Raw genomic sequence first — 22,281 nt, forward strand, 5'->3', positions numbered from 1 at the left:
AACCCCTTCCCTGATAGATTTTTTTGAGTTTTCAGAATAATCAGATAATAATATAATTATTCATATGTATATATTATCTAACTATTCCTTATTATTTCCAATGCATAGAATTTAATACATTCTATTATAAATATAATACCGTACTTATATATATTATACAAGGATAAATTCTTCGAGTTTGCCAATTTTGTCTAATTTCACTAAAGCCTTAACCTGTATTCCGTTCTCCAGATACTCCTGATTGATTATTTGCCCGTATTTGTAAATGTATGGCAGCACCCACCCCTCATTATATGGTATGAGCAGATTTATTTCCCTGAGCCTGTCTTTAAAACCTTCGGTAATTTGTTCAAGCAAACGGTCAATACCGGTTCCGGTAACTGCTGATATTTCACAGACTGAGGAATAGCCTATGGAATTTATTCTGCCTCCCGAGGTGACAAGATCCTGCTTGTTGAGTACAAGTATCGTATTTTTTGAGGAAGCTCCCAATTCATCCAACAGCCCCTCCACAACACTGATCTGCATTGCTGCATTCTCATTTGAAGCGTCAACAACATGCAGCAGCATATCTGCGTGCACTGCCTCCTCCAGTGTTGACTTGAACGCCTCTATCAAATCATGGGGCAGTTTTCTTATGAAGCCGACCGTATCTACGAGTACGGCTTCCCTTCCGTCGGCCAGTATCAGCTTGCGGGCAGACGGATCAAGAGTGGCAAACAGTTTGTCCTCCACAAATACGGCCGCTCCGCACAACCTGTTCATGAGTGTTGATTTTCCGGCATTTGTGTAACCAACGATGGCTATAACAGGCACATTGTTTTTACTTCTTGTGCTCCGCATAAAGTCTCTTCTTTTCTCAAGCTGCCCAAGTTCTCTCTCAAGACCTGATATTCTTCTGCGGATATGCCTTCTGTCCACCTCCAGCTTTTTCTCACCAGGGCCACGTGTTCCGATACCTCCGCCCAGCCTGGACAGTTGGGTTCCCAGGCCGATGAGTCTGGGAAGCTGGTACTTGAGCTGTGCCAGCTCCACCTGAAGCTTGCCTTCCTTTGATATGGCCCTCTGGGCGAAAATATCCAATATTAATGTGGTACGGTCTACCACCCTTACACCTGTTGCGTCTTCTATATTTCTAATTTGGGCGCCCGAGAGCTCATCGTCGAATATGAGCAGCTGAACATCCCTTGCCTGGCACAGCAGAGACAGCTCCTCTATTTTGCCCTTTCCCACATAGTAGGCCGAGTCCTGGGCCTGCTTGCGCTGGAGGACCTTGTCCACAACTATTGCTCCTGCGGTCCCGGCCAGTTCCTCCAACTCAGTGAGAGAGTCCTCCGCATCCCTGAGCGAGGCACTTTCCAGTCTGCTCTGACTGGTTTCCAGTCCAACAAGTATGGCTTTCTCGGCCTCTCCTTCATTTTCATATATATCATCCTTCACCGAGGCGTCAAGTTCCTCTATGATTTTATACAGATAGTTAAGCCTCGGCTCGCCCAGTGTAAACGGGCCATACACATCCACATCCTGCTCGGCCGACAGGCAGCCCGCATATATTTCCCCAGGCTGTCCCTCATTTATGCCCATTGCCAGCATTGCATCCAGCCTCAGCTTTTGCAGTGTACTTATGTCAACCTGCGACAGCATCCCGTTTCCGCCGGGGTGTGTATGAATGCATCTGATAGCAGACAATCTGGATTTCCCTCTTCTGTTGTCCAACTGGGGCAGCGACACTGTTCCGCTGTCGCCAATACTTATGTCAACTACAATTCCTCTTCTGTTTATAAGAACAGATATCTCCCTGTTAATCTCATGAGAAATTCTTGCTATGGTTTCAGCCAATTCGGCAGGAACAAGTTCCCTTGATTCGAATTTTTTATCATACAACTCCTCAAGCTCGTTAAGAAGCCTCTCCTTGATGGATTGGGTATTTCCGTTAATATTTATAAGCTCGCCTCCTATAATCCAGGTACGCCCCGGCACACTTGCACACCAATTTTCCATGATGCAGATTTACCTATATTATATATTACTATTAGAGAATAAGGCAGATAAATGAAAATTTCAAGGAGTGCTGTTAACTAATAAATTTAAATTTGTACCTTTAATAGAGCTTACCATTTTTTGAAGTTGTACTCGCGCACTATGATCAGTATTTCATAAAAAGTCCGATTATTTGCTCTCTGTCCATTATATCCTCAAGGGCCCATATGACCGCACCTACGACCGGCGGCTTATCCAGGAGGATAAACTCTATAGCCATATCCCTGTTCGCCGAGGTCACACATTTTTTTAAAGTGTCGGTAATTGTGGGATTTGCCGCTTTTGTATTAATGGAGCCCGATAGTATTACCTGCAGCCCAGGTGTATCAAATTTCAGCTCCCTGATACACCCGTTAACCGAGTTTGCCAGACTCCGGCCAAGCTCCTCGAGTATTTTTATGGCCAGGTTATCTCCTTTGTTGGCAGCATCAAAGATAATTCTGTTCAGTTCCCGTACACTTATGCTTCCTTCTTCTATTTTCCGGATAGCGTTGTCAATGAAATCATATTTTGACTCCACCTTCAGTTCTTCGGGAATCATATCCAGCATACAGGTCTCTGCCCCGCACCTGAAATAGTAATTGTAAACAGACTGTATAAACTTTTCTCCCAGGTATGCACCGCCGCCCAGATCTCCCGTAATGGCACCCATACCTCCCACCTGGAGAACGCCTCCCGTCCGGTCAATACCGGCCACACTGCACCCTGTCCCATTGACAACTCCGATTCCCCACCCGTTTTTACTTCCGGCTTTTATTGCAAGGTAGGCGTCATTATACAATTTAAAATCATTGAAGCCAAGTTCCTTCAAAATTCCTGAAATGACCTTATGCTGCCATCTTGTATCAACTCCTGCCATGCCAAAAACACTTTTAACTATCTGACTGATTTGCAGCCCGTTACGCTTTACAAGGTAGTTGAGCATCAGTGTCATTTCACTTTTGAAGCCTTGATAGCCGCCTTTTAATACCTCATGGTTCGTCGGGCCCCAGTTAATTAAGTCAACTTCGTTACCTTCAATATCATACAGTGCACATTGTGTTTTTGTACCGCCTCCATCCACCCCAAGCACGTATTGCTTCATATTAGCCTCCCAAGCCATGTTATGGCTTTGAGCCACATTTGTGGCCACAAAATGTTATGTAATTAATTGTCCTTTATCGCTGTGCGGCGAGTAAAGGAAGTTAGCAACTGTTTCTATTTCTTATGGAACTGCGGCAAAAATTTTCTGTTGGCTTCCAGCATCTCATCGAGCATGGGTTTTGCCTTGTTGTAATCACCTATTAACGGATGGACCAGCAAGGCGGACAGTGCCGCATCATAATCCCCTGTCAGTCCTGCCCTGGCAGCCAGCTTTTCATATGCCTTCACAGCCTTCATCAACCCTATGATCATATGGTTATTAAAATTCTTCATTTTAACCGGGAAAATTCCCTTTCTGTTTACAAGACACTTTACCTCAACAACATCATCATTGTCCATAAAGGGTAATGCACCTTCATTCCTTACATTTACAACATGATACTCATTTTTGTCATTTTCCAGCGCATCGATCAGTGAGACTGCTGCGGTGGAATAATACGCTCCGCCCCTCTGCTCCAGCAGTGCCGGTTTATCAACCAGGTTAATGTCCTCATACAGCTCAAGCAGCTCCCTTTCAAGCTCCTTGCACACCTCGCCCCTGGTTTTCTCCGCTTCCTTGCAGTGATTTATCTGAGCATCCCTGAAATAGTAATAGTTAAGGTACGAGGAAGGAATTCCTCCGGTGGCTTTCAGCAACGGTTTTTGAAGCTCCGCCTCCTGGATATTTTTCATAGTTGTTATTTCCAGTCCACTCTCAATAAGCTGTGGCAGGATATTGTTTCCTTCTGCATATACTCCTGTTATCCAGCTCAGGTGATTCAGCCCGACGTAATCGTAGTCAAAATTCCGCGTATCAGCTGAAACCATGGCTCTGGCATCTTTTATCATGCTGGTGGGGCAATTGCACAATCCTGCCATCTTAATGCCGCTGTTGTTCAATACTGCTTCAGCCACCAGACCCGACGGATTTGCAAAGTTGATGAGCCATGCGTCGGGAGCAAGTCTTTCCATGGTTTTTACAATATCCATAATAACGGGAATGGTCCTCATGGCCTTCATAAAGCCGCCTGCCCCCGTGGTCTCCTGTCCCAGCATGTCATATTTAAGGGGTATCTTTTCATCGCTGATCCTGGCATCCAGTTTACCCACCCTGACCTGGGACAGCACATAATGAGCCCCCTGTATTGCCTCCTCGAGATTGTCTGTCATAACAACCCTGCATTTCATGGAATTTTTCCTTAATATTCTTTCGGTCAGTGCACCCACTATACCCATTTTTGGTTTATCTATATCCATGAGATAAATGGATTCCACGTCAAGGGTCTCCCTCCTGACGATAAATCCCTCGATAAGTTCGGGGGTATATGTACTTCCTGCACCAATTACTGCAATCTTTAAATTTCTCATAATCCCATCCTCCCTGAATTACACCGAATTACATCTGAACTGCACCTGAACTGCATCTGAATTTAATCCATTGCATTTGTCATTTCCTCTCTTCCGGATCTTTCAGGACAAAACCGTTCATGATCTCAAAAGTCTGGATAAATTCGTACAGATCAAAAACCGGCTGTACCTGGTCCTCGATGCTGCAAATATATTTCTTCAGCCCTTTCCAGGCGCTTTCAACCATTTCAAAATTATTAAGCGTTCTGTACTTTAAAAGTTCAGCCATACGTATGCAAATTTCCATGTGAAAGGTTAGATATTGCCAGGACAGCCTTTGACTTGGATGTCCCTTCTCCCTGTTCTGATTTATTAACAATCCGAACTCCTCACAAACCTTATGTATGGAATCGTATTTATTTGAAATTTTCTCATCAGCCGCCGGAATCTCTCCCCGCATATACGGTGGTGTAAATAATTCCGACAAGGTCAGCAGGTATGAAAAACACTGGCTTCCCTGTTCGCCAAAAGCACTGTTAAAATAGTCCCCAGCTGTTTTATCAAAGTCCAGCCTGTCATTCCAAAGGGTCCGGGCCATTGTGTATACACCAAATCCCGTGGGAAGAAACGCTCTCTGGCATTGACAGCTGATCAGGCCATCCAGGCCTATTTCCTTCAGATTCAGTACATCTTCATAAACAGTTTTAGCTGTGTATATACTGCCTGGATCATAAAAGTGGTCCCACATGAAATGATAATCAAAATCAAAGCTGTCTCCTTTAAACTCCTTTTTCCAGTTTTTTAAGAACCCAAGATTTTCACCTATGGTTTTGGGCAGCTTAATATCATTTCTTTCATGCCTGACGGTATTTTCACTTACGGTGCTGCCGGCAAAAGAGTGGGTATAGGTTCTTGTTATGGGTGCAAACATCATTATAAATCTGTCCGGGTTCTCAATATGATACTCTTCGGGAGTCCACAGAAGATCATAGTACAGCAGGAATACGATTTTGGTTTTAATATTATTTTCCGTCAACACCCTGTCCAGTTTATTCAATATCTGCACATAAAAATCCGAAGGTATATGCTTTTTACAGTTTTCACACTCGCATTGGTTGTTGTACCCGTCTGCCAGCCAGAAATGAAGGATATCAACATTTTTATCGGACTTCAGATAATCCAGCACACTCTGTACCATCATTTCCTGAACTTCCGGATTGGAATAACACAGATTCAGGTTTAAGGGGATCCCGTCAACCATCTTTCTTTCACCCTTGACCATTGCAAAATACCTGGTGACCTCAGGGCTGATATCCTCCTGGATCTTTTCCCAGCTTACGCCGGGGATACCCAGGGGTTCACAGGTCCAGCCATGCCCCACTCCATGGTAAATCAGGCCTCTTTTTTTAATCTCCGCCTCCAGTGCTTTTGTAAGTTCTCTTGCTTTTTCAATGGTAAATTTCTCACCCTGCTTTTCAGGATTATCGGTATGGTTATACCACCTCTCAAAAAAAGTATATGCCTCCCTGAACTGGATAAAATAACTGTTCAATCCCACTTTTGGCAGCCAGTCTACAGTATCCGTGACATTTTCCAGGCTGACCGCCCCTTCAATACATATGCCGCGGTGCCTGTATGACGGCCTTTCCTGCAGCCTTACTGAAATATCCTCAATACACCGCCCAGGAATGATTTCTCCCCCGGCTCCGGGCCTGACCCATCTGCAGCCTGCCTCTGTGAGGAATCTGTAGACTCCAAGCAGAACACTTCTGGGATTTGCTCCTGCAATAATGCCCTCACCGTTGTCAATATCAATGAAAATCTCATCATCAAATGCTGTTGTACTGCCGTTTATGGGCTTTATGTCAAAATCCCCGAATACTCCAAGCTTTATCAGGTGCGCTTTTTCAAGACCTCCGGTCCGGTTGTTTTGCATCAACTCCAGGTATCTTTTCAATTCCTCTGCGGCGAAAACTGTCACTTCATTATGGGACTGGGATGTAACCGTCAAATTTTTTTCCATATAATCACTCCTCATAATTACCTATTATTAATTGCTTCTTATAATTGCTTTTCAAAAAAATTGCTGCCGTATAAAAATTATACGGCAGCGCATCTTTTACATCTTTATATATATTACAAACTAATTTATATATTCTCTTATGCTCCTGAAATCCTTCGGAAGTTTTCCGGTGTATTTTTTAAAGCAGCTTATAAAATGCGGCAGGCTCAGAAAACCAGCCTCTGCGGCAATATCTATAATTTTTCCGTCTGTTTCCAGCAGCATTTGAGATGCTTTTACTATCCTGAATTTATTTATATATTCAGTAGGTGTTGAACCGGTTGACTTTTTAAAAACCAGATTGAAATTTGATGAGCTCATATTGACAAGCCTGGCCAGCTCCTCTATTTTAATCTTTCCTGAATAATTTTCCTTAATATACTCAAATACCGGAATAAAAAAGTCGTAATTCTTTGTGTTATTATGTAAACTACTTTTTAACTCAATATTAAAGCACCTCTTAATATTTACAGTCATTTTTAAGAGAGCTGCTTTAACCATTAACTCATATCCGGGGTTTTTACCGGTATTTTCATGCATTATCTCCAAAAGAGCGTCAAGAATAGCTTCATAATGGCTAAAAGAGGGCGATATCCTGTGAAACAGCATCCTCCTGGCCTCCTGAAATGTGCTGATATAATCCATCTCAAAAGAGTACCCTGCTCCATTATAAATTAATGCGGGCATAAAAAGGACTACAAGCATTATGACATCTCTGTCATTATAGGCCAGGTGTATTTCATTGCTGCCGATGACAAAAATATCACCGGCTGCAAAAGAATATTCATTTCCATCGATCAGGTAAGTTCCGGTCCCCTGCTTTATATAGCATATTTCGATACAGTCATGGTAGTGAAGCATGCAGCTGTTCTTATCAATACCGTAGGTTTCACCTATTATTACAGGAAAATCATCTTTTTTCTCTTTGGAAATGTCAGTAAAAATAAATTTTTTATATTTGTCCCTTTGTTTTATCAGAGCGGATTCCCCCTATTTTACTCCGGTCGAGCCAAAGCCGCCTCCCCTGTCATTCCCCACAGCCTTTACCGACGGGACTTTTGTAAACACCATTTTTGGTACTGCCTGCAATACTATCTGGGCAATCCTGTCACCCTTTCTTACAATATACGTTCCCTGCCTGTTGCCCTTCTCCTCCAGTGTAAAAGGTGTCCGGCCGGGTTGGCACACATTCCTGTCGGAATTGTTGCTTACAATTATCCCCAATTCATCTCTGTAACCGCTGTCAATGGTACCAGGGGAATTGGGAATCCTGATGGGAGTTTTCAGTGACAGCCCGCTCCTGGGTCTCACCTGTATTTCATAGCCCTCCGGTATTGCGAGCTTTAAACCGGTGGGCACTATGGCTGTCTCACCCGGGGCTATAATCACCTCTTCGGCAGCAAATACATCCATCCCCGCATCACCCGGATTCGCATATACCGGCAGTATTGCATCCTCCCTGCACACCTCTACAAAAACTTCAACCACCTGTTCCTCCATTTCCGGGTATAACTGAGCCCAGTATCCTTAATAACTGCTAAACACCTCTCTGCAGGTGACCTTTTGTTATACCCCTGCTTCTGATTATTTCCATTGTTCTTTGGGCGGAAGGTGTGTTTCTTCCGCCTTCTATCATATCTCTGTGTAAATTAACAATATCATAAACTTCCTGACTTATTTCGTCAATAAAGCTCATCCTCAGATAAGCCGCCCCCGTTTTACATATATCGTCCAGCAGATCGGGCGCAAACAATATATCCGAGTTGAATATGGTGCTTCTGCAATCCAGGCAGTCGCACCTGACAAGGAATGCCGCATTCTTTCTGTCCTTTAAGTGAAAAACTCCGTTTTTACACTCCGTTCCGCACCTGTGAGGCGCGGCATTTCCCACACTTCCTCCCACCGGACAGTACTCGCTGGTCATAACGGGTATTCTCCCGTAAACTCCAATTTCGGCTTCAAAATCCCCCGGGCAGGCAATGGATGCCAGCTGGGTCAAATTCAGCTCATAGGATAAGGCAGCCCCTTTATAGCCTGCTTCCTTAAAGAAACCCAGAGTTGAACTGTTTAGCACATTGAGAGTATAATCACCCATTAATTTCACATTCTCACCCAGCACATCCCTCAGCAGCTCCCCAACTCCTATATTTCCCGCCAGAAATCCATCGGTTTTTTCCCTGACGGTTCGGGCGTTTTTAATGAGAAGCTCTGTCTGCTTTCCCCTGATCACTGCCGGAATATATGCATACACTTCTTTTCCCTGGCTTCTGACTTTTGTTATCTGCTCACCGGTGTCCCGGTCCAAAATATCTTTCAAAGGAATATACAATCTGTCTGCATTGACCCGGTCCAGCTCCATATCCCTGTTTACATGATAGAACATGGCAGAAATTTTTGGCTTTTTCAGACTATATGACAGGTCTGCAGTATTTCCCGGGAAATATGTCGGATTATTTTGCAGTCCGTGTTCCGGCTTTCCTGCCAATACGCGCTTACTTTCCAAAAGTTCGGCCGCTCTTCTCCTGATATTGTTTAATTCACTTATAGGTATCACAATATCGTTATCCATATCTATATTTAATTCAACCACATTAAAGGGTGTTGAACCCATTTTTTTTAGCTGTTCTGAAATCCTGTCCCCGGTGAGAGGCCTGTTAACAGCTTTTTCAGGAAGGCTGCCACCCCTCGAAGAAACAATATTGCCGTTGAAATCCTCCAGGATTAATTCCGGCAGTTCCCCGGCCTTCATTTTAAAGGCAGCTTTAATATCTGCTTTTCTGGAGGGCTTTGCAAAGGAAGCTGCTGCCTGCTCCAGCATTTCCTTATCCGAAGTCTTGTAAACCCTGCTCCCCTTTTCTATATTTCCCCTGATAACCGAGACCCAGACCGTATGGCCGGAGTTGGCGCGCTTGACCTGTTTGCCCCCATCCAGGACTATCTTTGTGATAATACCGCCGGGACTTTCCTCGCAAGCTTTCCCCGACCATATCTCTATGCCGTCTCCATTTCCCAATGTATTTTCCAGCCTGATCTTTACAGAGTTGGTGCTGCTGTCCCGGGCAAGCGCCGTGCCTAAATAGGTTCCCCAGTTTTTAGGCTTATGGTAGGCCATCATCTCAGGCCCGGTCTTGCCCAGCAGGTATCCCTTTGAAAAACCCCCCCTGTTAAAGCTTTGCAGGAGCTGATGCCTGTCCTGCTCCGAAACCCCGGGACCCGATATTTGCTTTTGATTTGCTTCAACCGGCGTTTCACCCGGGAGCTTTCTCTGCTCCTGCTGGAGCAGATCCAGATATTTCCGGTAGGTGCCCACCACGGTGGCAACGTATTCGGGGCTTTTCATCCTGCCCTCTATTTTAAAGGAGGCCACACCTGCGTCAACCAGTTCTGCCAGATGGTCTATATAGCAGATATCCTTTGGGCTGAGCAAATAGCTGCTTTTAAGGTTTTTTCCATCCCTGGCCAGCGAATAATACATTCTGCAGGGTTGGGCACATTTCCCCCTGTTTCCGCTCCTGCCGCCGATCATGCTGCTCATCAGACACTGGCCGGAGTAACTGATACAGAGTGCGCCATGTACGAATACTTCAATTTCAAGCCCGGTATTGCGGCAAATTTCTCTGATCTCACCAATTCCAAGCTCCCTGGCAAGTACCACTCTTTCAAAGCCGGCTTTTTCGAGAGACCTTACGCCCTCCAGGTTATAAACAGTCATCTGGGTGCTTGCATGGATGGGAATACCGGGAACAGCTTTTTTTAGATTTGCCGCAAGTCCCATATCCTGTATTATAAAAGCATCCGCGCCCATTTCATATGCCCTGGCCGCATATTCCACAGCCTCCTGCATTTCACTGTCCAGCACCAGTGTATTTAGGGTGAGAAGTATGCGTACTCCCCTGACATGTGCATAATCTATTGCCTTTTGCAGTTCTTCATCCTCAAAGTTTCCTGCAAACTGTCTTGCATTCAACAGCTTTCCGCCCATATAAACCGCATCCGCGCCATTTTCAACCGCAGCAAGGAATGCAGCATAATTGCCTGCAGGTGCCAAAAGCTCAATTTTCTTTGTCATTGCCGTCTAATTCCCTCCTGAATAATTCCATGACAAAAGGCATTATGTCAACCAAAGAGTTTATTTCCTTCTCCACCTGCTCAGCCTTCTTTCCCTTTACAATTACCGGAACCCTGTTCATGGTATGTGTCCGGACCGATATATCCTCGAGATTTCCATGATCACTGGTGATTATAAGTACGTCCTCCTGCTCAAAGTCCAGCATATCAACCAATTTACCCAGAAATCTGTCCAGGTTGACTACCACTTCGGTTGCCCTGTCCATTTCAAATTTATGACCCGCGTAATCAGTTATGAAATGTTCGTACAAGGTAAAGTCATATTGGCGGCTTAACCTGTAAAGGTTTTGGGCTGCCTCCTCCGGCGATATCACATCCACTTCATATCCAGACTCTTTTAATATATCACCGGTTATATCATGATATACTCCGTTATTCTCCATAAAATCTTTTACATTGCGGAACTTGATATTTTCGGCCATTCCCATGACGGAAGTCACAGATGGCCTGTTCCGCCTGTCCTTGACCTCCAGCATGTTGGCAAGATATTCATCCCGGTAGACATTTGCATTGGTAACCGTCAATCCCTTTTTCATCAGTTGTCCGAAGATATTAATATCCTGAATAAGCTTCTTCAGTGTGACGGTAGGCTGTCCGCTGAGGTGTCTGTTCAGTACTGCCGGCGCATTGATACCAGTGAAAATGGCAGTCTGTCCGGTAGCACTCTGAGGCAGTCCCGGCACTCCCATGGATGCATCGGCTGTGAACCGGGCATTGTCGATCATATTTGACAAAACCTGTGTGTGCGCGGCATATATTGGGTTTGTATCCCGGTTTTTATTGCCGGTACCTATTCCATCTATAAATATAAAAATTACTTTCATATAAACCCTTCGTATTCGTATATGTTTTTTGTATTTCCCATCAATTCTAACTATATAATGCAGATTTTTAAAAGTCAAACCTGTCCTGTGTAACAAAAAGCCGGAGGGTATTTTTCCTCCGGCTGTGTCAGCTATGAACAACTACATATCATATCCACTCAAAGTTTTTTGAATAAGAGTTCTGCTCCCCTTATCTATTGAATTTCTGACTTCGCCAAGCTCTGCTTCCCTTTTGGCAAGTTCCAATTGAAGGCTGGTATTTTTTGCAGCCAGGCTGCCGTTTTCTTCCTTCAATTGCATGATTTCATTCCTGAGTTTCTCAAGTTCTTCATTTACAGCTTCTTTTTCCTTCCTGACATTAACCTCCGCTTCACGGGATTTGAAAAAATCGTCGGCCACGTTTATTGCGGTGAGAACAGCTGCAAGCGAGGTACTGAGCCTATTGTTGCGCATCAATATTTCATTCATTTTTTTGTCGATATACAGTCCGACCTTCTGAATATATTCGTCTGACTCCATACCTACCAGCGTATAATCTTTGCCGGCTATACGGATAACAACCTTATTTTTTGAGGTCAAGGTGATCAGCTCCTTCAATCTCGCTGTGGAACGGCTTATACAAGCCTTCCTCAATTTACCTCAATTATACTATATTATTCTATATTTCGGCAAATAATTTATTTCTGCTGCTCTTTTACGTAGGTGGCAAAGGCCTTGTCCATGCTTCCGATATGCTTGATCAGCCAGTCCACAAATAATTTGTTAACAGTAGAAACAAAAAGAACACCTGCACCTTTTTCATCAAATTCCTGTTTCAATTTTTCAAAATTCTTCAAAAAATTATCATGTACATTCCTATGGTTGAGCCTTTCAGGATAATTGAATTTTATGTGCAGCTGCTGTTCATCGGTAAAATGAACCTTGGTATATTCCTCTAAAAACTTCAGTGTATTCCCCACTTCTTCCTTGCCTTTTCCCTGACTGCATGCTGCAAAAAGTTTGTCAACCGCATCGAATAACTGTTTATGCTGATCGTCGATCTCCTTGATGCCAATCATATAGCTGTCTCTCCATTGTATTGCCGCCATTTTTATCCCTCCGATACATTACAATATTAGGCCTATAATTCTATTATATACCATTTTGTAATGCTATGAAACGACAATTATCTACTTAATTTTAATTAACTTTCCTGTTCTCGGATCTATAAGAATGATCCAATACCCGAAGGCACCGTATTTTGGCCTATAGCCTTCCAGCTGGGCCCAGCTTCCCAGGTTTCCGAAGGGGTTCTCATCAATGCTGTATACTCCTGGAACACCGCATACAAAGCGCTCTCTTCCCGAATATTTATCATACCGGATGCCGAAAACAATATATCTGTACTTATAATGTGCCAGCATAACCTTTGGATTAAATAAAAGATATGTTTTTACATTATTTCTGAAAAGTATATTATTGAGGTATCCGGGACTATTGATTTTCCACCATTTGAACCTCTTGCTCCTGGTGTTGAAGGGGTTGCATATCTCAAAGCTTTTGTCCAGTTCCTCTTTCAGAAGGTCAATATCAAGCTCTTTTCTCACCCTGTCCCCTTCTGCATTTATTGAGGAGATATCTCTGAAATTTTTTTCGGCGGCACTTATTATATCACTTTCCGCACTTATTGCATCATTCACCTTTTCGTGATTGTATATGCTGGTCAGGGTTGCTTCAAATTTGCTTGATATATCATCGCGGCTTTTATCGGCCACGTTCTCAGGCTCCGGTTTCGCAGCAGTACGAGAATGTTCAGCTTCATTTTCATTCTTAACCGAAACCTCTATCAGATCGGACAGCTGACCCACGGTTTCCTCTTCAAGCTCTTCCCTTTCAAGGCCCTCTCCAGTTATTATGTTCTGTCCTTTCTCTTCAAAACCCTCTTCGGCTACTATATTCCGCCCTTCCTCTTCAATGCCCTCTTCGGTTACTATATTCCGCCCTTCCTCTTCAAAACCCTCTTCAGTTATTATATTCCGACTTTCCTCTTCAAAGCTGCTTATTTCTTCCGGAATATTGCCCCTATCTCCATCTGCCGGAATGTCAGGCAGCGCAGCATCTTCCTCTATGGTCCTCTGCATATCAATTCTTTCGTTCATCTTCTCAACCGCTGCCTCCACAATTACCGGAGGTGCGGGTTTTCTCAGAGCGGCCTCGAACTCCTGCTTCCAAGGCACTTGACCGTTTCTATATGCAACCAGCGGGCAAACAACCGAATTGTTATCGGGAATTGCTGCTATTACTGCAAATACATTAATATCATCAAAGCAAAGATTACTTCCTCCTATATTGCTGTTTTCCAGACCAAACTTATAGTCCGCTCTGCCGTTGTTATTCCCGATATCACATATTTCAGCATATTGTAGCTCATTTTCCTTCCTGCTTATGCCATACAGCCGGTATGCCATTCCCGGTCTATCTGTCAGGTTCCCGAGTGATATTTGCAGCTTTGCAGTCAGATCATTTATCTCAACCTTTATATAGCCCGTTGGATTGCCCAGATTGCTATCCATGTTCTGAAATATATAAAACTGTCTCTGATAATTATTGCCCATGACAAGGATTCTCCTTTGCTTTAATATTATAAGGCCGTGATATGCCTTAACATTAAAGTATATGAGGGGCATAAAAAAATAAGACTATTTTTTTGAATAGTCTTATTGCATACAAATTAACCTGTTGTGCGGGTTATTTGATCAACTTTTTCAGTATAAAATCAATATTAATATACCGGTACTTCCGTACTAACTGCGAAGTTGAGAGGCCGTTTTAACAGCATGACGGTTAATTTAACATGTTGTGCTAATTGAAATATGTTTTGCTTTACAGATAGATTTAATTAGAATCAACTGGTAACGCGAGGACAACTTCATGAAATAGGATGCACGGTTAAAAACAATTGTGCTAAATTGTCGGCGAAGGTAAAGCGGTTTTGCCGGCAAAGCAGCAGGACGCTGCTTTGAGCTTCAAATCGAGACAGGATGTCAAGTTTGAGCGACGGCAAAACCGCTTTATAATGAGGCGATACAATTTTCGTAATTGTTTTTGGTGCGTCCTATTTCATGAAGTTAGTACGGAAGTTACCAGTTATATAAAATTTACGCAGGTAAAGCAAATATAGAATAACTAGCACATAAAGTTAATCTAATTATAAAATATTACTATTCTTCAAAAATTGCGTCAGTTCCTCAGCCCCCTGGAACAGATGAGCGTTGAGTCCGGCACTTTGAGCACCGTCGATATTGGCCTGCAGATCATCAATGAACAGGCATTCTCCGGCGTTTAAGCCGAATCTGGAGCAAATACATTCAAAGATTTTTCTGTCGGGTTTTACCAACTTTTCCTTGGCTGATATTATAAACCCATCGAAGTGTCTGAACATTTCAACTTTATCCATATAACTGAAAAACTTCATACTTGTATTGGAAAGCAAATATATATTATAGTTTTTACTTTTTAACTTTTCCACCAGCTCTGACATGCCTTCTATTGGAGTCAGATCGGAATGCCAGTTGTCCATGGCCTTCCTGACCAGCCCGGCATATTGAGGAATTCTCAGGCTGACACTCTCTACAGCACTTTCTTCGGTTATGCTCCCTGCATCCAGCTCCAGCCACTCACTGCTGCGGAAGAGCTCCCGGAGCAATGCCTCCGCAGCCTCCGCATCTTCTGTCAGGGTTGCGATATATTTATCCGGTGTGTATGCCAGCAGTACATTTCCCATATCAAAAATAATATTTCTTATCATCAATTAACCTCCATTAGCCCAATGTGCAAAATAAATTGCCCAAAATCATCAAAGCCTGCTATTCAATTTATCACGAAATTCCTTGGGTGTCACTCCCACCAGCTTTTTAAATATCAGGCTGAAATACCGCTGGTCCTTGTATCCTATTTTTCCTGCTATTTCGTATATTTTACCGTCAGGTTCACGCAGGTACTCACATGCCTTTTTTATCCTGTAATACGTCAGGTAATCGCCGAAGGTCTGACCTACCTTTTGCTTGAACAGCCTGCTCAAATAGCTCTCACTAATAAAAAGGTTATCGGCCACGGTTTTTACAGTGATATCCAGGCTGTAATTCAGACTTATATATTTGACAGCCCTTCCGACATAGTCCTCCTCCGACACCTGATCCACAATGTATTCCTTGAAGAGCATTACACGGCTCTCACCAATATTATCAAGCTTATCCCTGATTTTTTCAATCCTCTGTTTGTCCAGTACGGCCTGACAGGTATTTGTCAGGGCATTATCCAGATCATCATCGTCAATGGGCTTTACAAGAAAATCCCGCACTCCCAGCTTCAGAGCTTTTCTGGCATACTCAAATTCACCGTAGCCTGTGATGATGATGAATTCAGGACTCACCCCGTTCTCCTTGAGACTTTCTATCATTTTAATACCATCCAGTCCCGGCATCCTTATATCCGTGATCACAATATCGGGTTTCACCCTGTCAATAAGCTGAACACCTTCAAAACCGTTGGATGCCTCACCTACCACTTCACAGCCGTACTTCTGCCAGTCTGTCGTCAGTATCAGACCTTTTTTCACCAGAATTTCATCTTCAACTACAACGATTCTTATCATGATCTTCAGACTCACCTTCCGTTTTTTCCTGCTGTATTTCGAAAAACGGCATGACCACTCTCATTATGGTACCTACATTTACTTCACTGCTTATTGCAAGTCCGTACTGTTCACCATAGTATAATTTTATCCTCTTATCCACGTTTGCAAGTCCGATACTGCTCTTTCCCATGTCCTCGGCCTGCACTTTTTTCCTGATGCCCTCCAGGTCGTCCGAACTCATACCCACACCGTCATCCGTAATCTCAAAGATAATTCTGTCATTATCCTTCCAACCCCTGATTTTAAGATGTGCTTTACCTATTTTATCTTCGATACCGTGTATGATTGCATTTTCAACAATGGGCTGTATAATGAGCTTTGGCACTTCACAGCCCATTATATCCGGGTCAACTTCCATATCCACTTCGAATTTATTGCTGTAACGGACTTTCTGTATTGAAATATAGCTTCCGATAAGCGAGATCTCCTCCGATATCTGTACTATATCCCTCTGATTGTTGATGCTGCTTTTCAAAAGCCTGCCAAGCTGGGAAACCATAACGACAATATCATTAATTCCGCTTAGCTTTGCCAGCCACTTTATGGAATCAAGAGTATTATAGAGAAAATGAGGGTTTATCTGTGAATGCAGTGCTTTCAGCTCAGCAAGGCGAAGCCTGTTCTGCTTTTCCAGATCCTTCTGATAGAGCTCATTCAGGTTATCCAGCATGGTATTCAGATTTTTTCCTATATACCCGAATTCATCATTATTTTTAACGGTGACTCTAGCTGCAGTATCCCCGTTTCTAACCCTGTTCATTGTATGAATTATAGTACTGAGGGGTTTGGTCAGTCCCCGGATTATAAGAGGGGATAAAATAAGGCACATCAAAATAGCACCTATTGCCACCGCTAAAGTAGTAACCGTGATATAATTGCTGTTGATAACCACCATTTCAACCGGAACAGAGGATATGATCCTTAGCTGATAATCATCTTTTGTTTCACTGTAACTCAGCAGCCTGTATGGTTCATCAAGATAAATCTTTTTCCCTGCCTGCATTTGAAATATTTTATCCCGGATATTGTTGTCCAGAAAGCTTCCTGACCTGTAACCAAAAGTTTCATCATATAAAATGTAATAGTTTTTGTCTGCAATGGCATATTTCATGGGAATTGCAGGATTTACGGCGCCAAGTGCGGCTTTGAAAGCCTCCTCAGGTATGTCTATGATCACATATCCCAACACAACATTGTCTTTTTTAATGTTATGGGCAACTGCCATACAGTATCTGATACCGTTCTTTGCAGTATATCTGTTGGAGTACTCCGAGGATTCGTCATTTGAATTGAGCTTCCTGAACACGCCCCAATCCTCGTGATTTTTTATTTCATATGCCTCGGGTATTTGAGATGTGGAAACGCTGAAGCTTCCATCGGCCTTTATCAGATGCATTGCTACCGACGTTGGTTTTCCCGCAAGCATGATATACATTTTCTGATAAATGGATGTACGGCTTTTTTCGGTAACACGTCCGGCATCAAGCATGCTGATAATTTCCTCATCCTTGCAGAAATAGGATATGGCAGACTTATACTCATCCAGTGTTCTGCCCAGACTGTTCAATGCCTGGTCCACAGTCTCCGAGGCCTGGTTCTCAAGATTCCTCATGGATTCCCTGGAGGAAATGGTGTACGTAAGTGTCCCCAGTACCAGGACCGGTATAAAACTCATAACTGTAAAACAAATGAATAGTTTTTTAATAAAACTCAATCTGATTTTTTTGTCAGAACGCATTCGGCACCATCCGTCCAACGGCTTCATTTTTAGCTTTATTATAACAAATGATTGCAATAAAGTTAACATAATTTGTGTATATTAAATTACGGAAACTTTTCCTTTACTTACCCAGTTAAACAATAAAAGGGACAGAATGGTGGTAATTGTCAAAATGGAGGCCAATGCCGCCGCAGTACCGAAGCTGGAACGTACAACCTCGGTGTATATTGCGACCGAAATTGTGGCTGTTTTACCGCTATACAGCATTATACTCGAACTCAGCTCATTTATTGTGGTTATCCAGCTCAAAATTGCACCTGACAAAACTCCCGGCGCCATCATGCGGGCAGTGATCTTGAAAAAGGTCTTCATGGGCGAAACCCCCAGATTGATGGAGGCTTCCTCTATACTTGGCTCAATCTGGTACAAAAGCGCACTGCTGGACCTGATGGTATAAGGCATTTTTCTGATAACGTAGGCTATGATCAGTATGGCAGCCGAACCGGACAATATGATCGGCGGCTTGTTGAAGGCTACCAGCATGCATATACCTAACACGGCACCCGGAATAACATATGGGAACATTATGAGCAGGTCGAGAAAGCTGTTGATCTTGCTTTTTCGCTTTACAATCAGGTATGACAGCAGCATGCCCGCCACTATTATTATTGCAATGGCAATAATTGAGAAGGTGAAAGTATTTGTTATGTTTTTTGATAATTTATAGAATATCTTTTCATAGCTCTCTAAACTAAAGCCTTTTACAAATATGGGGCCGCTTGTTTTTACAAAAGAGGTGATGACAACAACTATCTGGGGCAGAAAAGCAACAAACGCCACAAACATGCATATTGCAGTCAACAGAATTCGCTTTGCCATGGATAGCTTTTCAATGATGGGAGGTCTCATGGCAGTCATTACGTAATTCTTTCTGGATATGACGTACTTCTGGATCAGAAGCACTGCAGTGGAGCAAAATACGATTACAACGCTGAGGGCTCCCGCCATGTTGGCATTGCCGCCCATTTCGCTCATATACTCCTCATATACCAGAACCGGAAGCACCTTATAACCTTCCCCGATCAGCATGGGTGTACCAAAGTCGGCCAGGGAGGACATGAATACCATTATGGCTCCTGCAGCCAGTGTTGGCATGATTACCGGTATTGTAACAGTAAATACCCTCCTCAGTTTGCTGGACCCCAGATTCTCGGCCGCCTCTTCCAGGGAACGGTCGATACTGGACATTGCCCCTGAAACATACAAATAAACGTAAGGGAACAATTTTAGGGTAAATACCATGATAATCCCTCCAAAGCCGTATATCGGAGGCATGGTAATCCCTATTTTTTCAAACAGATTTGTTATGAAGCCGTTCCTTCCCAGCAGCATTATCCATGAGTAAGCTCCTATAAAAGGCGGAGACATCAGCGACATGATAATAAGGAGGTTGATAAGCTTCTTGCCGAAAACATTGAACCTCGAGGTGATATAGGCAAGTGGAACTCCCACCGCCACAGATAAAACCGTTGTGAGGACAGACACCTTCAAGCTGTTTATCAGAGTGCGGTAATAGTATGCCTTGGTAAAAAACGTCTTGTAAAACTTCATGGTGAATTCGCCTTCAGTGTTGTAAAAGCTCCTGAATATTATTGCAAACAGCGGATATACCAGGAATATCAGCAATAGTATTATAAACAGGTATTTTGTGATATTCCAGAAGTTGAAATGATTTTTTATCTTTCCAGCAATGCTTTGCTCATTTACCATAGATAAGCCTCCGTCCCTTCCTGGTCAAACAGACTGATTTTTTCAGGGTCAAAGTCGAGCCTGATCCTGTCTCCTATAGCCCTTACAAAGTCAATGTCCTTGGTGTATTCATTGGCCTCAACCACCTGGCCGCCAGGAAGCTTGATTTCATAATTTGCAAAATCTCCAAGAAAGGTATACATCTGAATTTCTCCCGGAATGCCCCTGCCGTCGGGACCATTTATGATAAACTGTTCCGGCCTTATTGACAAAATGGCGGTTTCCAGCTTTCTTTTCAATTTTACGGGATATTCCAGGCCGCCCTCGACTTTTATAAACGTGTTCATCTTATCGTCATATCTCACCTGGACATCCAGGAAGTTGGAAGTTCCAATGAAGCCTGCAACAAATGTATTCCGGGGCCTTTTATATATATCGGCCGGCGTATCCAGCTGCATGATTTTTCCCGACTTCATTATGGCTATTCTGTCCGATATGGCAAGTGCCTCTTCCTGGTCATGGGTAACGTATACCGTTGTTATCCCCAGATCCTTCTGCAGCTTCTTGATTATGGTTCTCATCTGGACTCTGAGCTTTGCATCCAGGTTTGAGAGCGGCTCATCCATCAGCAGAACTCCCGGCTTTATGACAATGGCACGTGCCAGTGCAACACGCTGCTGCTGTCCCCCCGACAGCTCGGACGGCTTCCTGTCCTTTAAATTTTTGATTTGAACCAGGTCGAGGGCCTCCATGACTTTTACCTCTATCTGGTCCTTCGGAACCTTGCGGGCCTTAAGCCCATATGCCACATTATCATATACCGTCATGTGGGGAAATATGGCGTAATTTTGGAATACCATTCCTATATCCCTTTTATGAGCCTCTATCTGATTAATTACTTTATCTCCGAAATAAATTTCACCGTCGTCAATTGAATTAAACCCTGCGATCATCCTCAGCAAAGTTGTCTTTCCGCAGCCTGACGGACCAAGCAGGGTAAAAAATTCACCCTCACGGATTTCACAGGATATTTTGTCTACTGCAACAAAATCATCATACTTCTTGACTACATTACAAACCTTAACACTGTGGCTCATCCACTCAACCCCTTTTCTCAAAGCCTGGCAGTCTGTGACATCTAAAACGTATATTGTCCGGCGGAAAAATTTAACCGCCGGCAGTGTATGAATTTAAATGTATAAATTTAGATGTCATAGATTCCTGGACAGCTATATATTGTACAGGCGCCTTCCAGCTTCTGAAAGGTGCCTGCATAAACTGATTTCCATTATTTTTATTTAATGTATTTATCTAAAATCCCGTATTACCCGGTACCGAGGTTTATCCCACTATTATCTCTTTCCACTTCTCCAGGATATTCACCTTTTCCGAGGAAGCCCAGTTAAAATCATAGTCCACGAATTTTATATCCTTTATTGCAGGAAGGCCTTCGGGAGCTTCCGTATCAGTTCTTACCGACCTTCTGGAGAAGTCATTTGACATCATTGTCTGGCATTCCTTCCCAAGGACGAAATTAACGAAGATCTCTGCATTTTCCTTGTTTTTGCCGCCCTTTACTATTGCGATTCCATCGGGAACAGCCGAAGTACCTTCCGACGGATAAATGATACCAACATCGGCACCGGCTTGAACATATTTGATGGCTTCCTTCTCAAGAGTCAGGCCAACACTGTACTCGCCATCGGACACTTTTTTATAGACATCGCCGGAGGAGCTCAAAATCTTTCCATCCAGGTTGCCAACAAACTGTTTTACAAAATCCCAGCCCTTTCCGTCGTCTTTTCCGAAGGCGGTGAGCATGGTGCACAGTATGGTATAGGAAGATCCGGACTTTGCAGGATCAGCGTAGGCAATTTTACCCTTTAGTTTTGCACTTGTCAGGTCGGCCCAGCCTTTCGGAACATCGGCCTCGCTTACAAGCTTCTTATTATACATGATTACCATCGGAAGGGGTGATTCACCTGTCCAGAGGTTATCCTTGCTTACATACTGCGGATCTATACTGCTTAAATCTGCGGGTTTGAAGGTGTCGAAATATTTGCTGTATGCGGCCAGTGAATCGGCCCCGCCGCCCCAGAATACATCACACAGGGGATTGCCGCTTTCTGCTTCTATTCTTTTAAGTAATTCACCTGTTCCGGCAGCCACAAGATCCACCGTGATGCCCGTCTTTTCCTGGAATTCCTTAATACCCGCATTTAAAGGATCTGCCGGGTGCGGAGAATAAACTGTGACAGTTTTTGAACCGCCGGCTTTTGCAGTTGAGCTCTCGCTTGAAGCTACAGAAGTACTGGCTGCCGCCTGGGAACTTTCAGAGGAACTTCCGCCGGAACTTCCACAGCCAGCCACTGCCCCCATGATCATAATTGCAGCTAACATGGAACTGAGAATTTTTTTCATTTTCATTTTTCTTCCTCCCGATTTTTTATTGAATATCTACAAAAATATTATTGCATCTTAGCTTTTTTTATACAATGTGACGATTCTGAACTTTTGTTGAGAATACTTGCATGTTGTTCAGATTTGCTGCCGATTCCTTGAAAAATGGCGTTGCGGGTGTTAGAATACTGCCATGAACGGTATTTACGGAAGG

17 protein-coding genes are annotated in these 22,281 nt (G+C 43.4%); all 17 read right to left on the reverse strand.

The window, feature by feature from the left end:
- Positions 1-153 precede the first annotated feature (153 nt).
- Positions 154-2,001 carry a GTPase HflX gene (hflX, locus tag T344_RS0119815; RefSeq protein ID WP_084331286.1) on the reverse strand — a complete coding sequence of 616 codons (1,848 nt, stop codon included), beginning with the start codon at positions 1,999-2,001 and terminating at the stop codon, positions 154-156.
- A 145-nt stretch (positions 2,002-2,146) separates the two neighbouring features.
- Positions 2,147-3,124, reverse strand: coding sequence for an N-acetylglucosamine kinase (locus T344_RS0119820; protein WP_027630117.1), 978 nt, complete (start codon positions 3,122-3,124; stop codon positions 2,147-2,149).
- Between the two features lie 113 nt (positions 3,125-3,237).
- Positions 3,238-4,530 (reverse strand): 6-phospho-beta-glucosidase, encoded by a 1,293-nt coding sequence (locus T344_RS0119825; RefSeq protein WP_027630118.1) that lies wholly within the window; start codon positions 4,528-4,530, stop codon positions 3,238-3,240.
- Between the two features lie 79 nt (positions 4,531-4,609).
- Entirely contained in the window at positions 4,610-6,532 is a 1,923-nt protein-coding gene (locus tag T344_RS28885) for a DUF4838 domain-containing protein (RefSeq protein WP_051572083.1), read from the reverse strand.
- Between the two features lie 120 nt (positions 6,533-6,652).
- Positions 6,653-7,549: an AraC family transcriptional regulator gene (locus tag T344_RS0119835; RefSeq protein WP_340140767.1), complete on the reverse strand. Its 897-nt coding sequence runs from the start codon at positions 7,547-7,549 to the stop codon at positions 6,653-6,655.
- A 12-nt stretch (positions 7,550-7,561) separates the two neighbouring features.
- A complete protein-coding gene (gene dut, locus T344_RS0119840; RefSeq protein WP_479692234.1) occupies positions 7,562-8,059 on the reverse strand; it encodes a dUTP diphosphatase in 498 nt (165 codons plus the stop codon).
- A gap of 49 nt (positions 8,060-8,108) precedes the next feature.
- On the reverse strand, positions 8,109-10,640 hold the full coding sequence (locus T344_RS0119845) for a U32 family peptidase (RefSeq protein WP_027630121.1): 2,532 nt from the start codon (positions 10,638-10,640) through the stop codon (positions 8,109-8,111).
- Positions 10,624-11,523, reverse strand: coding sequence for an alkaline phosphatase family protein (locus tag T344_RS0119850; RefSeq protein ID WP_027630122.1), 900 nt, complete (start codon positions 11,521-11,523; stop codon positions 10,624-10,626). Before T344_RS0119850 ends, T344_RS0119845 begins: the two co-directional genes overlap by 17 nt.
- Before the next feature lie 141 nt (positions 11,524-11,664).
- Positions 11,665-12,156, reverse strand: coding sequence for a cell division protein ZapA (locus tag T344_RS0119855; RefSeq protein WP_479692235.1), 492 nt, complete (start codon positions 12,154-12,156; stop codon positions 11,665-11,667).
- A gap of 44 nt (positions 12,157-12,200) precedes the next feature.
- Entirely contained in the window at positions 12,201-12,611 is a 411-nt protein-coding gene (locus T344_RS0119860) for a bacteriohemerythrin (RefSeq protein WP_004629108.1), read from the reverse strand.
- A gap of 81 nt (positions 12,612-12,692) precedes the next feature.
- Entirely contained in the window at positions 12,693-14,117 is a 1,425-nt protein-coding gene (locus T344_RS0119865; RefSeq protein ID WP_027630124.1) for a hypothetical protein, read from the reverse strand.
- A gap of 593 nt (positions 14,118-14,710) precedes the next feature.
- On the reverse strand, positions 14,711-15,310 hold the full coding sequence (locus tag T344_RS0119870) for an HAD family hydrolase (RefSeq protein WP_027630125.1): 600 nt from the start codon (positions 15,308-15,310) through the stop codon (positions 14,711-14,713).
- 48 nt (positions 15,311-15,358) lie between these two features.
- Positions 15,359-16,156 (reverse strand): response regulator transcription factor, encoded by a 798-nt coding sequence (locus T344_RS0119875; protein WP_027630126.1) that lies wholly within the window; start codon positions 16,154-16,156, stop codon positions 15,359-15,361.
- The gene (locus tag T344_RS0119880) at positions 16,134-17,936 is read right to left on the reverse strand and encodes a sensor histidine kinase (RefSeq protein ID WP_027630127.1); all 1,803 of its coding nucleotides are present in this window, start codon (positions 17,934-17,936) and stop codon (positions 16,134-16,136) included. The genes T344_RS0119875 and T344_RS0119880 overlap by 23 nt, the downstream gene beginning before the upstream one ends.
- Before the next feature lie 81 nt (positions 17,937-18,017).
- On the reverse strand, positions 18,018-19,688 hold the full coding sequence (locus tag T344_RS0119885; RefSeq protein ID WP_051572084.1) for an ABC transporter permease: 1,671 nt from the start codon (positions 19,686-19,688) through the stop codon (positions 18,018-18,020).
- Positions 19,682-20,764 carry an ABC transporter ATP-binding protein gene (locus T344_RS0119890; protein WP_027630129.1) on the reverse strand — a complete coding sequence of 361 codons (1,083 nt, stop codon included), beginning with the start codon at positions 20,762-20,764 and terminating at the stop codon, positions 19,682-19,684. The genes T344_RS0119885 and T344_RS0119890 overlap by 7 nt, the downstream gene beginning before the upstream one ends.
- Before the next feature lie 244 nt (positions 20,765-21,008).
- Positions 21,009-22,094 carry an ABC transporter substrate-binding protein gene (locus tag T344_RS0119895; protein WP_027630130.1) on the reverse strand — a complete coding sequence of 362 codons (1,086 nt, stop codon included), beginning with the start codon at positions 22,092-22,094 and terminating at the stop codon, positions 21,009-21,011.
- Between the last annotated feature and the right edge of the window lie 187 nt (positions 22,095-22,281).

Origin of the sequence: Ruminiclostridium cellobioparum DSM 1351 = ATCC 15832 (genome assembly GCF_000621505.1) — a bacterium.
GTDB classification, from domain to species: Bacteria; Bacillota; Clostridia; order Acetivibrionales; family DSM-1351; genus Ruminiclostridium; species Ruminiclostridium cellobioparum.